This window comes from Enterobacter cloacae complex sp. P2B (assembly GCF_014895985.1).
Lineage (GTDB): Bacteria > Pseudomonadota > Gammaproteobacteria > Enterobacterales > Enterobacteriaceae > Enterobacter > Enterobacter bugandensis.
The window spans coordinates 253,776-272,592 of sequence record NZ_JADBQQ010000004.1 but is presented as its reverse complement, the minus strand read 5'-3'; the positions used below and the strand labels follow the sequence as shown (position 1 = coordinate 272,592).

The following is an 18,817-nucleotide window of genomic DNA, read 5'->3' as shown; positions in this document are numbered from 1 at the left end:
GCCGGGGTTTTCTTTTACGCTTTACGCTTCACAGGTTTCTTTACACTGGAATTACCGTTCGAACGCTGATGCACAATCGGCGTATGTTTGGTCAGCGCCGGGCGCGTATTGCGGTTCTGGCGACGCGCTTCGCGCATCTCATCCAGCGTAGGAGCCGGAACCAGGCAGTCGCGGCGCGAGCCAATAAGGTGTTTTTTACCCATCTCTTCCAGCGCCTGGCGGATCAGCGGCCAGTTTTTCGGGTCGTGGTAACGCAGCAGCGCCTTATGCAGACGACGCTGTTTATCCCCTTTCGGCACCACCACCTCTTCACTCTTGTAGCCAATCTTACTCAGCGGGTTTTTGCCGGTGTAATACATGGTCGTCGAGTTGGCGAGCGGTGAAGGATAGAAGTTCTGCACCTGATCCAGACGGAAGCGACGCTGCTTCAGCCACAGCGCCAGGTTCACCATGTCTTCATCGCGCGTGCCAGGGTGCGCGGAGATGAAGTACGGGATCAGATACTGCTCTTTGCCCGCCTGCTTCGAGTAGGTGTCGAACAGCTGCTTAAAGCGATCGTAGCTGCCCATGCCCGGCTTCATCATCTTCGACAGTGGGCCTTCTTCGGTGTGCTCCGGCGCAATCTTCAGATAACCGCCGACGTGGTGCGTCGCCAACTCTTTGATATAGCGAGGATCTTCCACGGCGATGTCGTAACGCACCCCGGAGGCGATGAGGATCTTTTTGATGCCCTTCAGGTCGCGCGCGCGGCGGTAGAGGTTGATCGTCGGCTCGTGGTTAGTATCCATGTGCTCGCAAATGCTCGGGTAGACGCAGGAGAGACGACGGCAGGTCTGCTCCGCGCGCGGCGACTTGCAGCGCAGCATATACATGTTCGCGGTTGGGCCGCCGAGATCGGAGATCACGCCGGTAAAGCCCGGCACCGAGTCGCGAATGGCTTCGATCTCATTGATGATCGAATCCTCAGAGCGGCTCTGGATAATACGGCCTTCGTGTTCGGTAATGGAGCAAAAGGAGCAGCCGCCGAAGCAGCCGCGCATGATGTTGATCGAGAAGCGGATCATCTCATACGCCGGAATACGGGCGTTGCCGTACGCCGGGTGCGGCACGCGCTTGTACGGCAGCGCAAAGACGCTGTCCATCTCTTCGGTGGAGAGCGGGATCGCCGGCGGGTTGATCCAGATGAAGCGCTCGCCGTGCTTCTGCATTAGCGCGCGGGCGCAGCCCGGGTTGGTTTCATGGTGCAGAATACGGGACGCGTGCGCGTAGAGCACCTTGTCGGCTTTCACCTTCTCGTAGGACGGCAGCAGCACGTAGGTCTTTTCCCACGGCTTCGGGCGCGGCGGCTGCACAACGATAGCCTTCGCTTCCGCTTTCTTCGGCTCAACCGGCTTGTTATCGGCACACGGCAGATCTTCACCGTACGGGTGCGGGATCGGGTCGATTTTGCCCGGCATATCAATAATGCGGGAATCCACCCCGCTCCAGCCCGGCAGCGCCTCTTTCACCATGATCGCAGTATTGCGCACGTCGCGGATGCTGCTCACCGGCTCGCCCTGCGACAGACGGTGCGCCACTTCCACCAGCGGACGCTCGCCGTTACCGTAAATCAGCATGTCGGCCTTGGAGTCCACCAGCACCGAGCGGCGCACGGTATCTGACCAGTAGTCGTAGTGCGCGGTGCGGCGCAGGCTCGCCTCGATGCCGCCGAGGATCACCGGCACGTCTTTCCAGGCTTCTTTGCAGCGCTGGGTATAAACCAGGGTCGCGCGGTCCGGACGTTTGCCCGCCACGTTATCCGGCGTGTAGGCGTCGTCATGGCGCAGCTTACGGTCGGCGGTATAGCGGTTGATCATCGAGTCCATGTTGCCGGCGGTCACGCCGAAGAACAGGTTTGGTTTCCCCAGACGCATGAAGTCGTCTTTGCTGTTCCAGTCGGGCTGGGAGATGATCCCCACGCGGAAGCCCTGCGCTTCGAGCATACGGCCACAGATGGCCATGCCGAAGCTCGGGTGGTCAACGTAGGCATCGCCCGTGACCAGAATGATATCGCAGCTGTCCCAGCCCAGTTGGTCCATCTCTTCCCGGGACATCGGCAGGAACGGCGCCGGTCCAAAGCAGGCCGCCCAGTACTGGGGCCAGGAGAAGAGGTCACGATCCGGCTGGATCAGGGAAATTGCGCTCATAGTGCTTCCGAAGAAAAAATAGACAAAAGGGCGGGGATTATACGCTGGAACATTGTGGGAAATGAAGGGGTATTGTGCGGGCTGTTGCCCTCACCCCAACCCTCTCCCACAGGGCTGAGGGATCCCCAGTAATTTTTAAGCAGAAGCATTAACGTTGTTTCAGAACGATTTAAGGCTTTCAGCGATGCTCTGGTCCGGCTGTAAATCGCTGAGGCGTTTCCTGCAGGCCGGGGCGAGGCGCATGGATGCGCCGAGAGGGCGGGCTTTACAGGGATGTTACCTCCGCCCGTCCCCGATAAGCCGAAAGGAATTAGCCGAAGGTACCGCGTAGCGGCGATTTACCGCCGGGAGCCCGGGTCGCCAGGGCGGCGGCGATTGAGCCGCCCAGGCACGTTCACCGAAACAGCATTTACAGAGTAGCAAGGAACATAAAGTGAACGGAATGACCACCACTGTCGTATGTTCCCCTCACCCTAACCCTCTCCCCAAAGGGGCGAGGGGATTGTTCAGTGCTCGCATTAATTTGTGGGGAACCCTCAGCCCACAGGGAGAGGGAGAAAAGCACGTTACGGCGCCGGATTCACCAGCATCTGCCCCACGGAACCCCTGTCCATCATCTCCAGCGTCTGGCTGTGGAACAGGAACGGGAAGTGCGGCCACGAAGGCTGACCGTAGTAGACGAGCAGTTCAACCTGGCCGTCCACCCACACGGTATCTTTCCAGCCGCGATCTTCCGGGAACGGCATCGCGCCATTAACGTTGCGGATCAGGAATGACACACCTTCAATATGGAACGACTGCGGCATGTCTGACCGGACCGTCCAGCGCTCCCAGGTGCCCTGCTGAGCGGTGATATCAATGCGATTTACATCCCACAGCGCGCCGTTAATGCCCGGATCGTCGCCCAGGCTGATATCACGGCTGCGCACCGGCGAGCCGCTCATGATCTCCTGCGGCAGCAGGCGCATCGGCAGGCTATCGGTGACCAGCGGCAGCAGGCCGGTTGGACGCAGAGTAAGCACCAACGTGGAGACCAGAATGCTCGACGGCTCAAAGAACCCGCGAATACGGTCAACGATGCTCGCGGCTTCACCACAGGTGACGGAGACTTCGTCCCCGTTGGTCATATCCACCAGAATTTCACGACGTTCACCCGGCGCCAGCGCCAGCTGTTTAACGGAGACCGGCGCAGGTAAAAAGCCCTGGTCGCCGGAGATCACGTGCAGCGGGCGGCCATCACTCATCTGCAGCTGATAGCGACGCGAGTTAGAGGCGTTGAGCAGGCGCAGGCGCACCCAGCCGCGGGACACTTCCACGTATGGGCTCTGCGCGCCGTTAACCAGCAAGGTATCGCCGACAAAGCCACCGCTGCCCGGCTCGCTGTACTCCGGCGTGCCGAAGTTATCCAGACGTTTGTCCTGAATAATGACCGGGAAATCGTCCACGCCGTAGTGGTTCGGGATCGGCAGAGATTTACTGACCTCATCTTCCACCAGCCACATGCCGGCCAGACCGTTATAGACCTGCTGCGCCGTACGGTTAGGGGTATTGGCGTGATACCACAGGGTTGCCGCGCTCTGGCGAATCGGCAGGACGGGCGCCCAGTCGGCGTTGGGGGACATCATTCGCGCCGCGCCGCCAATCAAAGGGCCAGGAACCTGTAAGCCGCTGATGGTCATGGCGACATTTTCCGCCGTACGGTTGCTGTAAATGAGCTTAACGTCATCGCCGTTCCACACGCGGATGGTCGGCCCGAGGTAGCGCCCGTTAATGCCCCACACCGGCGCGCGCGTGCCCTGGGTAAAGGACCAGTGGCTGCGCTGAAGCGTGAGGAAAAGCGGCTGCCCGCGACGGGATTCAATCAACGGCGGAATGGGCAGCGGCTGCTGCTGCCCGGCGGCGCTGGCTGTCAGCGGCATCGCACCCGCACAAAGGGCAATCCCCGAAGCCTGAATAAACTGACGCCGACTGAGTGACATATAAGCTCCATCTGAAACGACTAACAACGCGGGAATTCTTTTTCCCTTTAACGCCGAATTAAACCTTACCGGCGGCTTCTCTTTCTGCGACTTCTTTATCCAGCAGCGCAATATGCTGAGCCATGAGCTCGCGGCAGTGTGCTGCCAGTTCGCGCACCTGGTCTTTACCGTATTTGCTGGTATCGACGGGTGGCAGCATTTCGACAATCACCAGACCATTATTCAGGCGGTTAAGATTAATCTTATTAGAAGTATTGGAAACGCACACGGGAATAATTGGAACACCTGCCGCAATTGCGGCATGAAACGCGCCGGTTTTAAACGGCAGCAGGCCGCGGCCGCGGCTACGCGTCCCTTCCGGGAACATCCAGATTGAGATCCGGCGCTTTTTAAAATGATTCACCACTTCTGCAATGGTGCCGTGCGCTTTTGCACGGTTGTTACGGTCGATCAGCAGGTTACCGGTCAGCCAATACAGCTGGCCAAAAAACGGGATCCACAGCAGGCTTTTTTTCCCCACCGTCACGGTCGGAGGCAGAACAATATTGGAGGCCGTCACCATATCGTAGTTGTTCTGATGGTTGGCGATATAGATGGCGTTACCGAAGTTTTCCGCTCCTTCAGGCAGGCGTTTTTCAACCTTCAGACCAAACAGCGGCGCAAGGCGACCGAACATATGGCCAAAGGTGGCAACATGCTTCGGATTACGCGGGCTGAACAGGCAGTAAATAGAGCCGAAAATACAGACCAGAATGCAGTAAATAACGGTAAGAATGAGACGAACAATGTATAGCATAGCGACCTCTGAAGCCCTGACAGCTGACAATTATACTTCACCTGTGGCCAGGTAAGGACTTTATTACGAGCGCGTATTGTTAATCGCAACGCACGAATTAACAACGATTTTACGGGAAATTTTATTGAAATACCCCCTCCGGACAGAGGGGGTGTTATGACATTACTCTTCGCTGTCGCCCGCGCTGCTGCGCGCAGGCGAATCAATATCCACGCGGTCGATACGCTGCAGGCCGCGCATCAGCGAACCGCGGCGACCGCGCTCGCCCACCACTTTCTGCAGCTCTTCCGGGCGAAGCTTGATTTTACGCTTGCCAACGTGGATGGTCAGCGTGCTCTGCGGCGGCAGCAGGAAGAGGTGCGCCAGGCCATCTTCACCTTTCGCGGCTTCCGCCGACGGGATGTTGATGATCTTGTTGCCCTTACCTTTCGACAGCTCCGGCAGATCGCTGACCGGGAACATCAGCATGCGTCCGGCAGAGGTGATCGCCAGCAGCATGTCGCTCTCGTTCTCAATCACCAGCGGTGTCATCACGCGGGCATTGTCCGGCAGGCTGATCAGCGCTTTACCGGCACGGTTACGCGACACGAGGTCGTTAAAGGTACAGATAAAGCCGTAGCCCGCATCGGACGCCATCAGCAGCTTCTGGTCGTCGGCCTCCATCAGCATGTGGTCAACCGTTGCGCCCGGCGGCAGCGTCAGCTTACCGGTGAGCGGTTCGCCCTGGCCGCGCGCGGAAGGCAGCGTGATCGGGTCGATAGCGTAGCTGCGGCCCGTGGAGTCGATAAACGCCACCGGCTGGTTGCTCTTGCCTTTCACCGCCGCCTTAAAGCTGTCGCCCGCTTTGTAGCTCAGACCCGGCGCGTCGATATCGTGGCCTTTGGCGCTGCGCACCCAGCCGCTCTGCGACAGGACAATGGTCACCGGCTCGGACGGCTGCATGTCGTGCTCGTTCATCGCCTTCGCTTCTTCGCGCTCGTGCAGCGGAGAACGACGGTCGTCGCCGAAGGCATCGGCATCCGCCTGCAGCTCTTTCTTCAGCAGGGTGTTCATCTTGCGCTCGGACGCGAGGATCGCCTGCAGCTGATCGCGCTCTTTTTCCAGCTCGCTTTGCTCGCCGCGGATCTTCATCTCTTCCAGCTTAGCGAGATGACGCAGCTTCAGTTCGAGGATCGCTTCGGCCTGGGTTTCGCTGATGCCAAAGCGTGACATCAGCGCAGGCTTCGGCTCGTCCTCGGTACGGATGATCTCAATCACTTCATCGATATTGAGGAATGCCACCAGCAAACCTTCGAGGATATGCAGGCGCTTAAGCACTTTCTCCAGACGATGGTTCAGACGACGGCGCACCGTATCGCGGCGGAATGTCAGCCACTCGCTGAGGATCTCCAGCAGGTTTTTCACCGCCGGACGACCGTCGAGGCCAATCATATTCAGGTTGATGCGGTAGCTTTTTTCCAGATCGGTAGTGGCGAACAGGTGGTTCATCACCTGCTCCATGTCCACGCGGTTAGAGCGCGGCACGATCACCAGACGAGTCGGGTTCTCGTGGTCGGATTCGTCGCGCAGATCGTCCACCATCGGCAGCTTTTTATTGCGCATCTGGGCGGCGATCTGCTCCAGCACCTTCGCACCGGACACCTGGTGCGGCAGCGCGGTGATCACCACGGCGCCGTCCTCTTTATTCCACACCGCGCGCATGCGCACGGAACCGCGACCGTTCTGGTAGATTTTGCGGATTTCTGCACGCGAGGTGATGATCTCGGCTTCGGTCGGGTAATCCGGCCCCTGCACGATATCCAGCAGCTCCTCCAGCGAGGTTTTTGGCTGCTCGATCAGGGTGATGGCGGCTTTCGCCACTTCACGCAGGTTGTGCGGCGGAATGTCCGTCGCCATGCCCACGGCGATACCGGTGGTGCCGTTCAGCAGGATGTTCGGCAGACGCGCAGGCAGCATCTTCGGCTCCTGCAGCGTACCGTCGAAGTTTGGCACCCAGTCAACGGTTCCCTGACCCAGCTCGCCCAGCAGCACTTCGGCGTATTTGGACAGGCGGGATTCGGTATAACGCATCGCTGCGAAGGATTTCGGATCGTCCGGCGCACCCCAGTTCCCCTGCCCGTCCACCAGCGGATATCGGTAAGAGAACGGCTGGGCCATCAGCACCATCGCTTCATAGCAGGCACTGTCGCCGTGCGGATGGTATTTACCCAGTACGTCACCGACGGTACGGGCGGATTTCTTGAACTTGGCGGTGGCGTTCAGCCCCAGTTCGGACATCGCATAGACGATGCGGCGCTGAACGGGCTTCAGGCCATCCCCGATAAACGGCAACGCCCTGTCCATGATGACGTACATGGAGTAGTTCAGGTAGGCGTTTTCCGTGAATTCATGTAGCGCGAGGCGCTCTGCCATATCGCTCATTACGTGTGATTCCTCAACTCAGAAACCGAAGGGTTTCAGGCAATATTGCCGCAGATACTACCTCATCTGACGAATTGAGTCACAAAGAAAAAGGGCCGCATAAGCGGCCCTTTTCGGGTTATTTGTTCAGCTTGATAACCTGCTTCACGTCGATTTCAAACTCGTTCCAGTCTTTGTCGACTTTACCCTGCAGCTCTACTTTATCCTGCGGGGTGACGGTCACGCCGTTCCAGCGCTTGTGGTCAATCTCAACCACCACCGTACCGGACTCGTCGCGGAAGGTGTAGCGGTCATCGGACAGGCGCTCGGTAATGTTCCCGCGCAGCTTCACCCAGGCATCGTCCTTCAGGTCTTTCACTTTAGCCGCGGTGGTGAGGTTGGCGTTGTTATCGACAAAACCGCCCTGCTGGGTTTGCGTCTGGGTCTGTGTCGCTGATGGGCCAGTAAAACCGCCCTGTGCAGCAAAGACCGGCGCGGTGGTCATCATCATGATGGCAGCAATTGCAGCGAATTTTTTCATCTTCATCTCTCCCTTTAATGTCGTTTCGCAGTCCATTAAACAGGGTAAACCTTAACAACTTCTTAAGGGGAAAATTTATTTATTTTTACTGTACAGCAGGCGCTTGCAGAGGGTTTACTGACGGCATCAAGGAGGGAACATGCGCATTTTACTGGTAGAAGACGACAGGTTAATCGGCGATGGCATCAAAGCAGGCTTAAGCAAACTGGGCTTTAGCGTGGACTGGTTTACCGACGGGAAAACCGGGCAGGCCGCGCTCGCCTCAGCGCCCTATGATGCCGTGGTGCTTGACCTGACCCTACCGGGAATTGACGGTCTGGAGATCCTGCGCGCCTGGCGCGAAAGCGGCCGCAGCGAGCCGGTACTGATCCTGACCGCGCGGGATGCGCTGAACCAGCGCGTTGAAGGGCTGCGCCTCGGTGCGGACGATTATCTCTGTAAGCCGTTCGCGCTGATAGAAGTGGCCGCCCGTCTGGAAGCGCTGGTGCGCCGCAGCCACGGTCAGACCCGCAGCGAGCTGCGCCACGGCAAGGTGACGCTCGATCCGGCAAGCCTCGTCGCCACGCTGGAGGGCGAAACGCTGACGCTTAAACCGAAAGAGTTCGCCCTGCTGGAGCTGCTGATGCGCAACGCGGGCCGGGTGCTGCCGCGCAAGCTGATCGAGGAAAAGCTTTATACCTGGGACGATGACGTCTCCAGCAACGCCGTCGAAGTCCATGTCCATCATTTACGCCGCAAGCTCGGGAGCGAGTTTATCCGCACCGTGCACGGCATCGGCTACACCCTGGGTGACGCATGAAGCTGAGCCTTAAGCTGCGCCTGACGCTCCTCTTTTTAGCGCTGTCTCTGACGGCCTGGTTTGCCGCCAGCCTGGTGGCGTGGCAGCAGACCACCCACAAGCTCGATAAGCTGTTCGACACCCAGCAGATGCTGTTTGCCAAACGGCTGCTGACGATGGATCTGGACGAGATCCGCGCGCCACAGCGCATGCGCGAGGTGCCGAAAAAGGCCAAACACGGGCATCTGGACGATGACGCGCTGGCCTTCGCTATTTACGCTGCAGACGGCACGATGATCCTTAACGACGGCGAAAACGGGCGCGATATCCCGTATCACTATCGTCGTGACGGCTTTGATGACGGACGGCTTCAGGATGACAACGATGAATGGCGCTTTTTATGGCTGACGTCGCCAGACGGAAAATACCGCGTGGTGGTCGGCCAGGAGTGGGAGTACCGGCAGGATATGGCGCTGGACGTGGTCAGCTCGCAGCTGACGCCGTGGCTGGTGGCGCTGCCGGTGATGCTACTGTTGCTGATCGTCCTGCTGAGCCGGGAGCTGAAGCCCCTGAAAAAGCTGGCCCAGACCCTGCGCTCCCGCTCGCCGGACGCCACCGACGCCCTGCCCACTCAGGGCGTGCCGGCGGAAGTGCGCCCCCTGCTCGACTCGCTGAACCATCTCTTTACCCGTACCCAGGAGATGATGACCCGCGAGCGCCGCTTTACCTCCGACGCCGCCCACGAGCTGCGCAGCCCGCTGGCGGCGCTGAAGGTACAAACTGACGTGGCGCAGCTTTCTCAGGACGATCCGCAGGCGCAGGAAAAAGCGCTGGCGCAGCTGCACGCGGGTATCGACCGCGCCTCCCGGCTGGTGGATCAGCTCCTCACCCTGTCGCGCCTGGACTCGCTGGACAGCCTGGACGGCGTAGAACAGATACCGATGGCCGACCTGCTGCAGTCTGCGGTAATGGATATTTATCCTTCTGCACAGCAGGCGGGTATTGATATACGCCTGCACATCAACGCGCCGGAGGTGACCCGCACGGGTCAGCAGCTGCTTCTGAGCCTGCTGGCGCGTAACCTGCTGGATAACGCCACCCGCTACAGCCCGCGCGGCAGCGTGGTAGACGTGACGTTGAACACCCGTAGCGTGACCGTGCGCGACAATGGCCCGGGCATTTCGCCCGATGCGCTGGCGCGTCTCGGCGAGCGCTTTTATCGTCCACCGGGTCAGGACGCCACGGGCAGCGGGCTGGGGCTATCCATTGTGAAACGCATTGCCGCGCTGCACGGCATGCGCGTCTCGCTGGGCAATGCGCCAGAAGGCGGCTTTGAAGTGAAGGTTAACTGGTAAGGGATTATTGCATTTAGCGCAAAAGACTTTGCACATTTTGCTTATTTTTCCGCTCCGTCCTCGCGCGTAGAATACCCGGCATACTCTCATCACGAGGACAAATAATGAGCAATATTCTGATTATCAACGGCGCGAAAGAGTTCGCGCACTCTAAAGGCCAGTTGAATGACACCCTGACCGAGGTCGCGGACGGTTTCCTGCGCGACGCCGGGCATGATGTTAAGGTCGTGCGCGCGGACAGCAACTATGACGTGAAGGCCGAAGTGCAGAACTTCCTGTGGGCCGATGTGGTTATCTGGCAGATGCCGGGCTGGTGGATGGGCGCGCCGTGGACCGTGAAAAAATACATGGACGACGTCTTCACCGAAGGTCACGGTTCGCTGTATGCCAGCGACGGACGCACCCGCTCAGACGCCTCTAAAAAATACGGCTCCGGCGGTCTGATTCAGGGCAAAAAATATATGCTCTCCCTGACCTGGAACGCCCCTCTGGAGGCCTTCACCGAAAAAGATCAGTTCTTCGAAGGCGTGGGCGTAGACGGCGCGTATCTGCCGTTCCACAAGGCGAACCAGTTCCTGGGGATGGATCCGCTGCCGACGTTTATCGTCAACGACGTGATTAAAATGCCTGACGTCCCGAGCTATATCGCAGAATATCGCAAGCATCTCGCGAAAATTTTTGCTTAACTGGTAGCCTGGAATTAAAGGAGTAGTAACCATGCTTACAGTAATCGCAGAAATCCGTACTCGTCCAGGTCAACATCACCGCCAGGCGGTGCTGGATCAGTTCGCGAAAATCATCCCAACCGTACTGAAAGAAGAAGGCTGCCACGGCTACGCGCCGATGGTGGACGCCGCTACCGACGCAAGCTTCCAGGCCACTGCGCCAGACTCCATTATCATGGTTGAGCAGTGGGAAACCGTCGCGCACCTCGAAGCACACCTGCAGACCGCGCACATGAAAGCGTGGAGCGATGCGGTGAAGGGTGACGTGCTGGAGACCCACATCCGTATTCTGGAGCAAGGGGTTTAAAACCTGCCTTCCCTCTCCTTCCGGGGAGGGAATTCTCTCTGACCTGCTATGCTTATTCTGACTTCATGATTAACAGGAGGATGGAATGGGTCTTTTTAACTTCGTGAAAGAAGCAGGCGAAAAGCTATGGGATAACCTGACCGACCACAAAGGTCAGAGCGACAAAATCACCGAGCACCTCAAGAAACTCAACATTCCCGGTTCAGACAAAGTTCAGGTTAACGTTACCGACGGCAAGGCCAGCGTGACGGGTGACGGGCTGACCCAGGAGCAGAAAGAAAAAATCCAGGTCGCCGTCGGCAACATCGCCGGCGTCAGCGAGGTGGAGAACAACATCACCACGACCGATGCCAAAGATGAAGCCACCTACTACACGGTAAAATCCGGCGACACCCTGAGCGCTATCTCCAAAACCGTGTACGGCGATGCCAACCAGTACAATAAGATTTTTGAGGCTAACCGCCCGATGCTCTCCAGCCCGGATAAAATCTACCCCGGCCAGACGCTACGTATTCCTAAAGCGTGATCCGCGAGTCGGGGGTCGCCCCCCGACCGTTTTTACCAGTACAGTTTCCAGCTCTGCGTAAAGCGCACCAGCGCCTCCACGTAGAAGTAATCTCCCCAGCTCGCACACTCGTCCACCCCTTTGTTGTTCGCCAGGTGATAGACCGAGTGCTTCAGCAGCCCGGTGCCCTTCTCCTCTTTGCCCATCAGGTAGTGCTTCGTCAGTGACGACATAATGCCTTTGGCCCATTCCAGATAACGCTCCCGGTCCGGATCCGTCACGGGCAGTTGCTTCACCAGCTCCAGCAGCCCGCACACCGCAATCGCCGCCGAGGACGAATCGCGCAGCGCGTCGGTCCCCACCAGCGCCAGATCCCAGTGGCAGACGTAGTCTTCCGGGAGGCGGTTGAGGAAGTAGTTCGCCAGCCGCTTCGACAGGGCGATCATCGTCTCGTCGCCGGTATAGATATAACTCAGCAGGAAGCCGTAAATCCCCCACGCCTGCCCGCGCGACCAGCAGGAGTCATCGGCATAGCCCTGCTGGGTATTGCCGTAGCGCGGCGCGCCGGTTTGTACGTCCATATAATAGGTGTGGAACGTGGAGGCATCGTCGCGGATGAGATAGTTTGCCGCCTGCATGACGTGCGCTTTTGCGGCGTCAGCAAAGCGCGGATCCCCCGTCTGCTCCGTCGCCCAGTAGAGCAGCGGCAGGTTCATGTTGCAGTCGATGATCATCCGTCCGGCCTGCTCCGGGTCTGAAAGATCGCCCCACGCCTGAATGATTTTCGCCTTCTCATGAAAGCGCTCCAGCAGGGCTTCAGCCGCCAGCAGGGAGAAACCGCGCGCCTCGCGGCTGCCGGTAAGTCTCCAGGCCGCCACACAGGAGAGCGTGTACAGGAAGCCCAGATCGTGAGTGTTGGTGTCGCTGCGCCCGGCGATGCGCAGGCCGAAGGAGCGCACGTGTTTTTCCGCCATCGAGCGGAATTTCTCCTCGCCGCTCATCTCCCACGCCAGCCACAGCTGGCCGGTCCAGAAACTGGTTGTCCACTCTACGTTGTCGGTCAGCGGGTAATAACCGTTCCGGCAGGTTTCCGCCGGGAACTGCTCTCCGAATGCCGTTAAATGACGGCTAATCAATTCGAGGACGTGGCTACGCGCAGAGATCAGTTCATCGCTAAACAGGCGCGAGTCTACGGGAGCAGGAATGGCAGACAGGCGTTCCTCTCTGATACGACTTAACATATTTCGGTTCCTTGTGGTCAGCGTGATGAAGGTTCTGCTACGTTCAGCGGGCGGGGGCCGCGCCATTTACTCTGGCAGGCGGATAACGTAAAAGCAGAAATAAGGGTAAAGATCAGCGCCGTCGCCCCCATGATGATATAGGTCTGTTCAAAGCCGATGCGGTCATACATATATCCGGCAGGCGAGGAAACCACCACGTTCCCCACGTACAGCATCGCCTGATAGCCCAGTAAATACATGGTGGCGTTCACGCGCTTGTCGAAATGCTCCGCAATATATTTAAAGACCGACACCAGCAGCAGGCAAATTTCTATACCGTATAGCGGCTTGAGCACGGAAATTAACAGATGCGAGTCGCACATCCCGGAAATAATCAAACGCGCCCCGACGATCAGCCCGACAATTAATAGCCCGCGCCTGGCGCCAATAAAGTTAACGAACAGCGGGACAACCATATACATGACGAATTCTATGCCCGACTGCACGGTGCCGAGATAGCCAAACACTGCGTTGCCCTCATGAATATCGTCAAAGAAGGTAACGAAATAGCGCGAGAACTGCTGCTCGGCGATAAACATCATCCACGCCACGCCCGCCACGTACAGGCAAAAAGCCCAGAACTTACGGTTACGCAGCAGGGCGTACACATCTGCCGGGGCGATTTTCTCTTTGGTCAGTACCGCATCGGCATGAACGGAGTTAGTGTTCACTTTCAGGCTGAGCAGGACAACCAGCATCACGATCGACGTCACGCTGCCCATAATGAAGTTATAGGTCGGTGAGAGGTTGAACAGCAGGCCGGAGAAGGACGATGCCACCGCCCAGCCGAGCGAGCCCCACATACGAATTTGCCCGAACTCCATGCCGTTTAAGCGGCTGAAGCGGTCGGAATAGGATTCACACGCCGCCACGCCCGCATACCAGGCAAAGCTTAAATAGAGCGCGCCGATAATAATCCCCAGCAAGGTGCTGGACATTAACAGCGGCTGATAGACGTAAATAAAAAACGGCGCCATCAGGGCCGACATGGCGACCACAAAATAGAGCAGATATTTGCTCATGCCGATTTTATCGAGAATATAGCCGTAGATGGGTTTGAGAATAACGGAAAATATTCCGTTCACCGCGAACACGGTTCCAATTACCGTCCCGCTGAGATTCGCTTTTTGACCCAGCCAGATCGCCAGCAGGCCAATACTCGCGGACCAGGTAAAGAAATAGAGAAAAATAAAGCTGCTGATTTTGTAATATTCGGTTCTGTTGGTTGTCGATGTATTTTTCATACCATCCTCGCCGAGGTGTAGGGTCAGAATTTTTATAACGTGAACGACAGCAGACGTTCGCCTCCAGGGTCGCGGATTACGACCCGGTTATGGTTCATATCCAGATGCGGCGCGGCCGCAACGTTCTGTTTTTCACTGGCAATGACGGCGCAGCAGAGCCAGCGCTCTCCCGGATGGAGATCGGTTTTTAAAAGCGGAATGGAGGCGCACTCCGGGAACATGATGCTGCTGTTCGGCGGCGTGACGATGCTGTCCGGGGTGCGTTCAATGAAAGGCGACAGATCGACAATCGCACTGCTGCCGTTCTCTACCGCCAGATAGCTGCCGCGCGCGCGGATTTGGTGATCCGTTTTCATCACGGCGAAACCGCCCTCCGCCGTTTGCAGCGTGCGCGCGCTGTTGATGCGGTGCAGGCGCAAATGCCACTCGCCGAAGGGGATTTGCCAGGTCTCGATGTGCACGTCGTGCCAAGGCGACCAGCCTGAATAGATGTAGTTTTCATCCACCCGCACCGCGTCGCACTCGCGACGTCCGCGGAAATAGTTATCCCCGTCCGCCAGCAGCAGCATGGAATCACAGGCCGCATGCTTCAGGCCAAAGCGCCCGCGCTCAATGGTGAAGCCAAAGCGGCTGGAGTAGGCAAATTTGGTGTATTTCGCTTCGGTGTTGACGTAGTTGTTCAGCTCTAGCTGACCGGCGGTGAGCATGGTGACGTGTTGAGAGTTCGTCGAATGCATCAGGATCTGCTGCGCGTGCGGGATGACGTGCTTCTCCGCCAGCGTGGGCAGCGGCAGTTCTTCTGCCTGCCAGAACGGATGCGTCTCCGGCAGCGCCAGAATCAGGTAGCTTTTTAGCGCCCAGTAGGGCGAGCCGGGAGAGTTATAGTCCTCACACATGGCGAGGTTCGGACAGGCAAAACCGAGGGTCAGAATGCCGTCCCGGTCGGTAATTGTCCGCTGCTGCCACCAGCGGAGATGGCGCAGAATAATGCCTTTCACAATACCCGGCGTGAACACGTCAAGTTCAGAGAAGGCAACCGCGCTCCAGAAGGCGACCATCGCAAAGCGGTAGGTCAGGCTGCGGCCAAACGGTACCGACGCGCCGTCCGCGGCGGACCAGTAGATAAAGTCCTCCGCAAACAGACGCGAGCGCTCGCGCAGCACTTCTGCCCTCGCCTCATCGCCGCTTAAAGTGGCGTAAATCAGGCCGTAGAAGTGGAACGCCATGGAGATGTAATAATCTTTCGGGCGACCCGCGCCGTCGGAATACCAGCCGTCACCCAGGTAATAGGCCTCCATCAGCGCAAACCGATGGTCGATGGCGGCCTGGTCGTACGGCAGCCCGGCGCGTTTGAAGCCCAGCTGGACCATAATGGCAAAGTAGTTCCAGTTGCTGTCGGGCATCTGCGCGTCGGCAATCTGATTCAGCCACGCGTGCAGGTTCATCACCTCGCGCTCGCTGAAGCAATCGGTGAGTTTATTCCCCAGCAGGGAAAGCCCCAGACCGTAGGATGCCATCTCAACCAGACGCTGATCGTACGGACCGGTTTCGCCCCAGTAGCCCGGACTTTGCGGATCGGTGCCGATCCTGATGGCCTGCATGTACTTCTCGCTAAACGGCGAAGCATCGCCCGAAGCCAACAGCGGAAACAGCCCCCATAGCGCGCGGGAGAGACCCTCCATCTGCGCGATATCCGTCGCGTAGTGCGCGCAGGTATCACCCAGCGAGAACCGCGAATGATTTACCGGAAACTGCTTATCCAGCGCGCCAAGTAAAGTATTCAGAGACGCCACGACGTCCTGGCGTGAAGACAACAGATTTGATTTTTCTTCGCTTTCCGCCCGCATAGTTCCACCCTCGTCATCAACTGCGGCCAAGCATAGTGAATGCGTAAGGTGGAGAAATGTTAGCCACGTCACAGGTGAGAACGTTCGATAAACCTGCGGTTGATAAAATTTAAAAAGGTGGTTTATAAATCTCTTCTGACGGGGAAAAGTTGAGTTTTATTGCACTATGCATGACGCGCCCATAACCGATCGTCTTGAGCTCATTACCTTAAACGACACCGTAGCGTCGTTCAGCCGCCTGTTTGCTAACACGGTGCGTTACCACCACTGGCATCAGTGTCTTGAAATTCTCTATGTGGAAGAAGGGTTTGGCGTCGCGATTGTCGATAACCGTCACTACACCATGCGCCCCGGACGCCTGTTTTTCTTTCCGCCGTTTACCCTGCATAAAGTCAGGGTAGACGAACAGGCGGAAGCAATTTACCGGCGCACGATTATTCACCTCGACCACCATGCGGTGCTGAAGTGCCTGCGTGATTTTCCGCACACGCAGCAGCGGCTGGAGAAACTCTCGCGTCGCGGCTCAGAGGCGTGGGTGGTTGACCTGGCACACTGCCACAGCCATGTCGATCATCTGTTCAGCTGTTATCCGCCGCCGATGAGCAGCGAAAGCATCGCCGGGCTGCTGATTAGCCTGTTTGCTATGTTGCCTGACGATCGTACCGGCGCACCGGGCAGCAGCACGGGGATCGCCAGCCAGGTGATGTTCTGGCTGGACGAGCATTATCAGGAGAAATTCCGCCTCGACGCGCTGGCAGCGGAACTGGGCAGATCGCGCAGCTACGTGTCGCGAAAATTTCATGTGGAGACGGGGGAGAAAATCCACCACTACCTGAACACGCTCCGCCTGCGTAAGGCGTGCGAATGCCTGCTGCACAGTGACGCGAGCGTGCGGGAGATTGCCGCGCGGGTGGGATTTTCTGACGTGACCTGGTTTATCAGCGCATTTAAGAAGGGGATTGGCGAGACGCCGCTGCAGTACCGGAAGAACCATCGTGCGGTATGACACCCTCACCCGCCCCTCTCCTTCAAAGGAGAGGGAGACAATCAACTGCTTTTCTTGCCCGGCTTTAGCCCACGGTGAAGCTCGTTGATGCGCTTCATTGACTTGATGGTGCGCTGCGGCTCGGTGGAGGCGACGGATAAAACAATCATCTCCAGGCACAGCAGCACCGTGCCGTGGAGGGGGATTTTGCCCTTCTCGCCGCCGCGCGGAACGTGGATCACCACGCTGGCCTCTTTGCTGAATCGCGAGTCGGTGGCATTGGTGAGCAAAATGGTGGGGATCCCCAGCCGTTTCGCTTCGCGCAGCGTGGTCTGCCCTTCCCGATGCGCGGATTTTTGCGCCATCATGATCAGCACATCCCCGCGCTGGAGACCTATCAACTGCTCGGCCAGCCCTATTCCCGTGCGGTTAAGCGGCGTGGCGGGTAGCCCCATCCGGCTGAACAGCCTGGCGGTGTAGTCGGCCAAAATCCCGGACGCGCCAATCCCAAATATGGCAACCTGCCTCGCCTGCGCCAGCAGCGAGACCGCCTGCGCCATCGCGAAGCGGTTGTGGGGTTCAGACAACACTTCACACGTATGCTGATGCCCCTCCAGCACGAAATCAATGCTCGCATTGACGTCGCTGGTCAGCGTATTCACCGTGGTGGAGATCTTTTCGCTGGAGGTCACGACCGGGCCAAACCACTGCTCCAGCGTCTGCTTGAGATCGCGCAGCCCGGCGAAACCCAGCGCCTGGATGGCGCGAACGACGGTAGCGTCCGACGTTTTCAGCAGCGTCGCGATCTCCATTGCCGTCTGCTCCATCACCGCTTCACGATTTTCATTGATATAGCGCGCCACCTGCAGCAGGCGCGGCGTGAGCTGGTGCGACCGGGAGCGGAGGCGGTCGCCGAAGAGATCAACTTTACGGCTCATCGTGACGCCTCCGGCAGCGGACGTCCGGCAATCTGCGACTGGACCTGCGCGGCCATCAGCCCTAAAGAGGCGAACGAGTTCGAGATGGCCTCTTCACGCGAGATAAGCACGTAATGTCCGGTCCGACAGGCATTCAGGAACTGACACCAGCCCGGCATAACCGCATCCATCGCCGCCAGCTCATCCTGCGGTTTGCCGCCCGTATCCCCGCGCCAGGTGGCGAAAACGAAATCCGCATCCAGCTCCGGCAGCCGCTCGGCGCTGACGTCAATGCGTCCCCCTTCCGGGATGGACTCAATCAGCGGCGGGAAGGTGAACCCGGCATCACGCAGCACGCGGCCCAGCGAGTGATAGCTGTGCATGGCGTTGATTTTCCCCTGATTGGCCTGAATCACCGACACGCTCACTTTGCGGGTATCAATAGTCGCTTTCAGCGCCTTAATTTGCTCCTGATAGCGCCGCTCCAGAATCTTGAGCCGCGCCTGTGTGCCCGTCAGCTGCGCCAGCTTGCGGTAGATCTCCGGCGCGCCGCCGTCGAGATGATCGATACTCACCGTCGGGGCAATTTTCTCCAGCTGTTCCACCGGGGTATTTCGCGTCGGCTCGGTAATGATCAGGTCAGGCTTTGCGGCGGCGATGGCTTCAATGTCGATATCCGCAGTGCCGATAAACTTGATGTCGGAATTATCGAAATCGACGCCGGTCAACATGCCGCTGGAGCGCAGAAAATGGCTGCCGTCCGGCCGGGTGCGGCCATGGCTCGCCACCGGCGGCACGCCAAGCTCAATCAGCGGAATAGTAATGTCCAGGTCGTGTAGCGAGACGATCCGTTTCGGATGCACCGGCACCGCCACCTTACGGTTCAGATCGTCAGTAAACATCTGCGTCGGCTCGGTCGCGCTCGCCGCAAACCCCACCAGCAACAGCAATGAAAACAGTATGCGCATGTTA

The 18,817-nt window shown here is 58.3% G+C and carries 16 protein-coding genes; 6 read left to right on the top strand and 10 right to left on the bottom strand.

The window, feature by feature from the left end; all coding sequences use genetic code 11:
* Window positions 1-14 precede the first annotated feature (14 nt).
* The 5 genes from IM313_RS04005 to IM313_RS03985 all read right to left on the bottom strand — a co-directional run bounded on the left by IM313_RS04005 (window position 15) and on the right by IM313_RS03985 (window position 7,902).
* Window positions 15-2,186 carry a YgiQ family radical SAM protein gene (locus IM313_RS04005; RefSeq protein ID WP_028014422.1) on the bottom strand — a complete coding sequence of 724 codons (2,172 nt, stop codon included), beginning with the start codon at window positions 2,184-2,186 and terminating at the stop codon, window positions 15-17.
* Between the two features lie 566 nt (window positions 2,187-2,752).
* Window positions 2,753-4,165 (bottom strand): cell division protein FtsP, encoded by a 1,413-nt coding sequence (gene ftsP / locus IM313_RS04000; protein ID WP_028014423.1) that lies wholly within the window; start codon window positions 4,163-4,165, stop codon window positions 2,753-2,755.
* Window positions 4,166-4,223: 58 nt separating this feature from the next.
* Window positions 4,224-4,961 (bottom strand): 1-acylglycerol-3-phosphate O-acyltransferase, encoded by a 738-nt coding sequence (gene plsC / locus IM313_RS03995; protein ID WP_028014424.1) that lies wholly within the window; start codon window positions 4,959-4,961, stop codon window positions 4,224-4,226.
* Between the two features lie 162 nt (window positions 4,962-5,123).
* On the bottom strand, window positions 5,124-7,382 hold the full coding sequence (parC, locus tag IM313_RS03990) for a DNA topoisomerase IV subunit A (protein ID WP_192971893.1): 2,259 nt from the start codon (window positions 7,380-7,382) through the stop codon (window positions 5,124-5,126).
* A gap of 118 nt (window positions 7,383-7,500) precedes the next feature.
* Window positions 7,501-7,902, bottom strand: a complete 402-nt coding sequence (locus IM313_RS03985; RefSeq protein WP_023309189.1) for a YgiW/YdeI family stress tolerance OB fold protein — start codon at window positions 7,900-7,902, stop codon at window positions 7,501-7,503.
* 139 nt (window positions 7,903-8,041) lie between these two features.
* Between IM313_RS03985 and qseB the strand changes: the two genes are divergently transcribed.
* The 5 genes from qseB to lysM all read left to right on the top strand — a co-directional run bounded on the left by qseB (window position 8,042) and on the right by lysM (window position 11,593).
* A complete protein-coding gene (qseB, locus tag IM313_RS03980; protein WP_047364588.1) occupies window positions 8,042-8,701 on the top strand; it encodes a quorum sensing response regulator transcription factor QseB in 660 nt (219 codons plus the stop codon).
* Window positions 8,698-10,035 (top strand): quorum sensing histidine kinase QseC, encoded by a 1,338-nt coding sequence (gene qseC, locus IM313_RS03975; RefSeq protein WP_192971894.1) that lies wholly within the window; start codon window positions 8,698-8,700, stop codon window positions 10,033-10,035. The genes qseB and qseC overlap by 4 nt, the downstream gene beginning before the upstream one ends.
* Window positions 10,036-10,139: 104 nt before the next feature.
* Entirely contained in the window at window positions 10,140-10,721 is a 582-nt protein-coding gene (locus tag IM313_RS03970) for an NAD(P)H-dependent oxidoreductase (protein WP_024906501.1), read from the top strand.
* 31 nt (window positions 10,722-10,752) lie between these two features.
* Window positions 10,753-11,067, top strand: a complete 315-nt coding sequence (locus IM313_RS03965) for a putative quinol monooxygenase (protein WP_008502984.1) — start codon at window positions 10,753-10,755, stop codon at window positions 11,065-11,067.
* Between the two features lie 85 nt (window positions 11,068-11,152).
* Window positions 11,153-11,593 (top strand): peptidoglycan-binding protein LysM, encoded by a 441-nt coding sequence (gene lysM / locus IM313_RS03960; protein WP_028014428.1) that lies wholly within the window; start codon window positions 11,153-11,155, stop codon window positions 11,591-11,593.
* Between the two features lie 32 nt (window positions 11,594-11,625).
* Here lysM and IM313_RS03955 read toward each other — a convergent pair whose 3' ends face one another.
* The 3 genes from IM313_RS03955 to IM313_RS03945 are packed head-to-tail and all read right to left on the bottom strand — an operon-like array spanning window position 11,626 to window position 15,943.
* Window positions 11,626-12,813, bottom strand: coding sequence for a glycoside hydrolase family 88 protein (locus IM313_RS03955; RefSeq protein WP_192971895.1), 1,188 nt, complete (start codon window positions 12,811-12,813; stop codon window positions 11,626-11,628).
* A 17-nt stretch (window positions 12,814-12,830) separates the two neighbouring features.
* Entirely contained in the window at window positions 12,831-14,096 is a 1,266-nt protein-coding gene (locus IM313_RS03950; RefSeq protein ID WP_028014430.1) for an oligosaccharide MFS transporter, read from the bottom strand.
* A gap of 32 nt (window positions 14,097-14,128) precedes the next feature.
* On the bottom strand, window positions 14,129-15,943 hold the full coding sequence (locus IM313_RS03945) for a DUF2264 domain-containing protein (RefSeq protein ID WP_192971896.1): 1,815 nt from the start codon (window positions 15,941-15,943) through the stop codon (window positions 14,129-14,131).
* A 166-nt stretch (window positions 15,944-16,109) separates the two neighbouring features.
* On the opposite strand from IM313_RS03945, the gene IM313_RS03940 reads away from it, so the two are divergent.
* Window positions 16,110-16,949 carry an AraC family transcriptional regulator gene (locus tag IM313_RS03940; protein ID WP_049138341.1) on the top strand — a complete coding sequence of 280 codons (840 nt, stop codon included), beginning with the start codon at window positions 16,110-16,112 and terminating at the stop codon, window positions 16,947-16,949.
* A gap of 41 nt (window positions 16,950-16,990) precedes the next feature.
* On the opposite strand, the gene IM313_RS03935 is transcribed toward IM313_RS03940, so the two are convergent.
* Together IM313_RS03935 and IM313_RS03930 are read right to left on the bottom strand one after the other, a co-directional pair.
* The gene (locus IM313_RS03935) at window positions 16,991-17,866 is read right to left on the bottom strand and encodes a MurR/RpiR family transcriptional regulator (protein WP_028014433.1); all 876 of its coding nucleotides are present in this window, start codon (window positions 17,864-17,866) and stop codon (window positions 16,991-16,993) included.
* Complete coding sequence (locus tag IM313_RS03930) at window positions 17,863-18,813, bottom strand: iron-siderophore ABC transporter substrate-binding protein (RefSeq protein ID WP_192971897.1); 951 nt, start codon at window positions 18,811-18,813, stop codon at window positions 17,863-17,865. Before IM313_RS03930 ends, IM313_RS03935 begins: the two co-directional genes overlap by 4 nt.
* Between the last annotated feature and the right edge of the window lie 4 nt (window positions 18,814-18,817).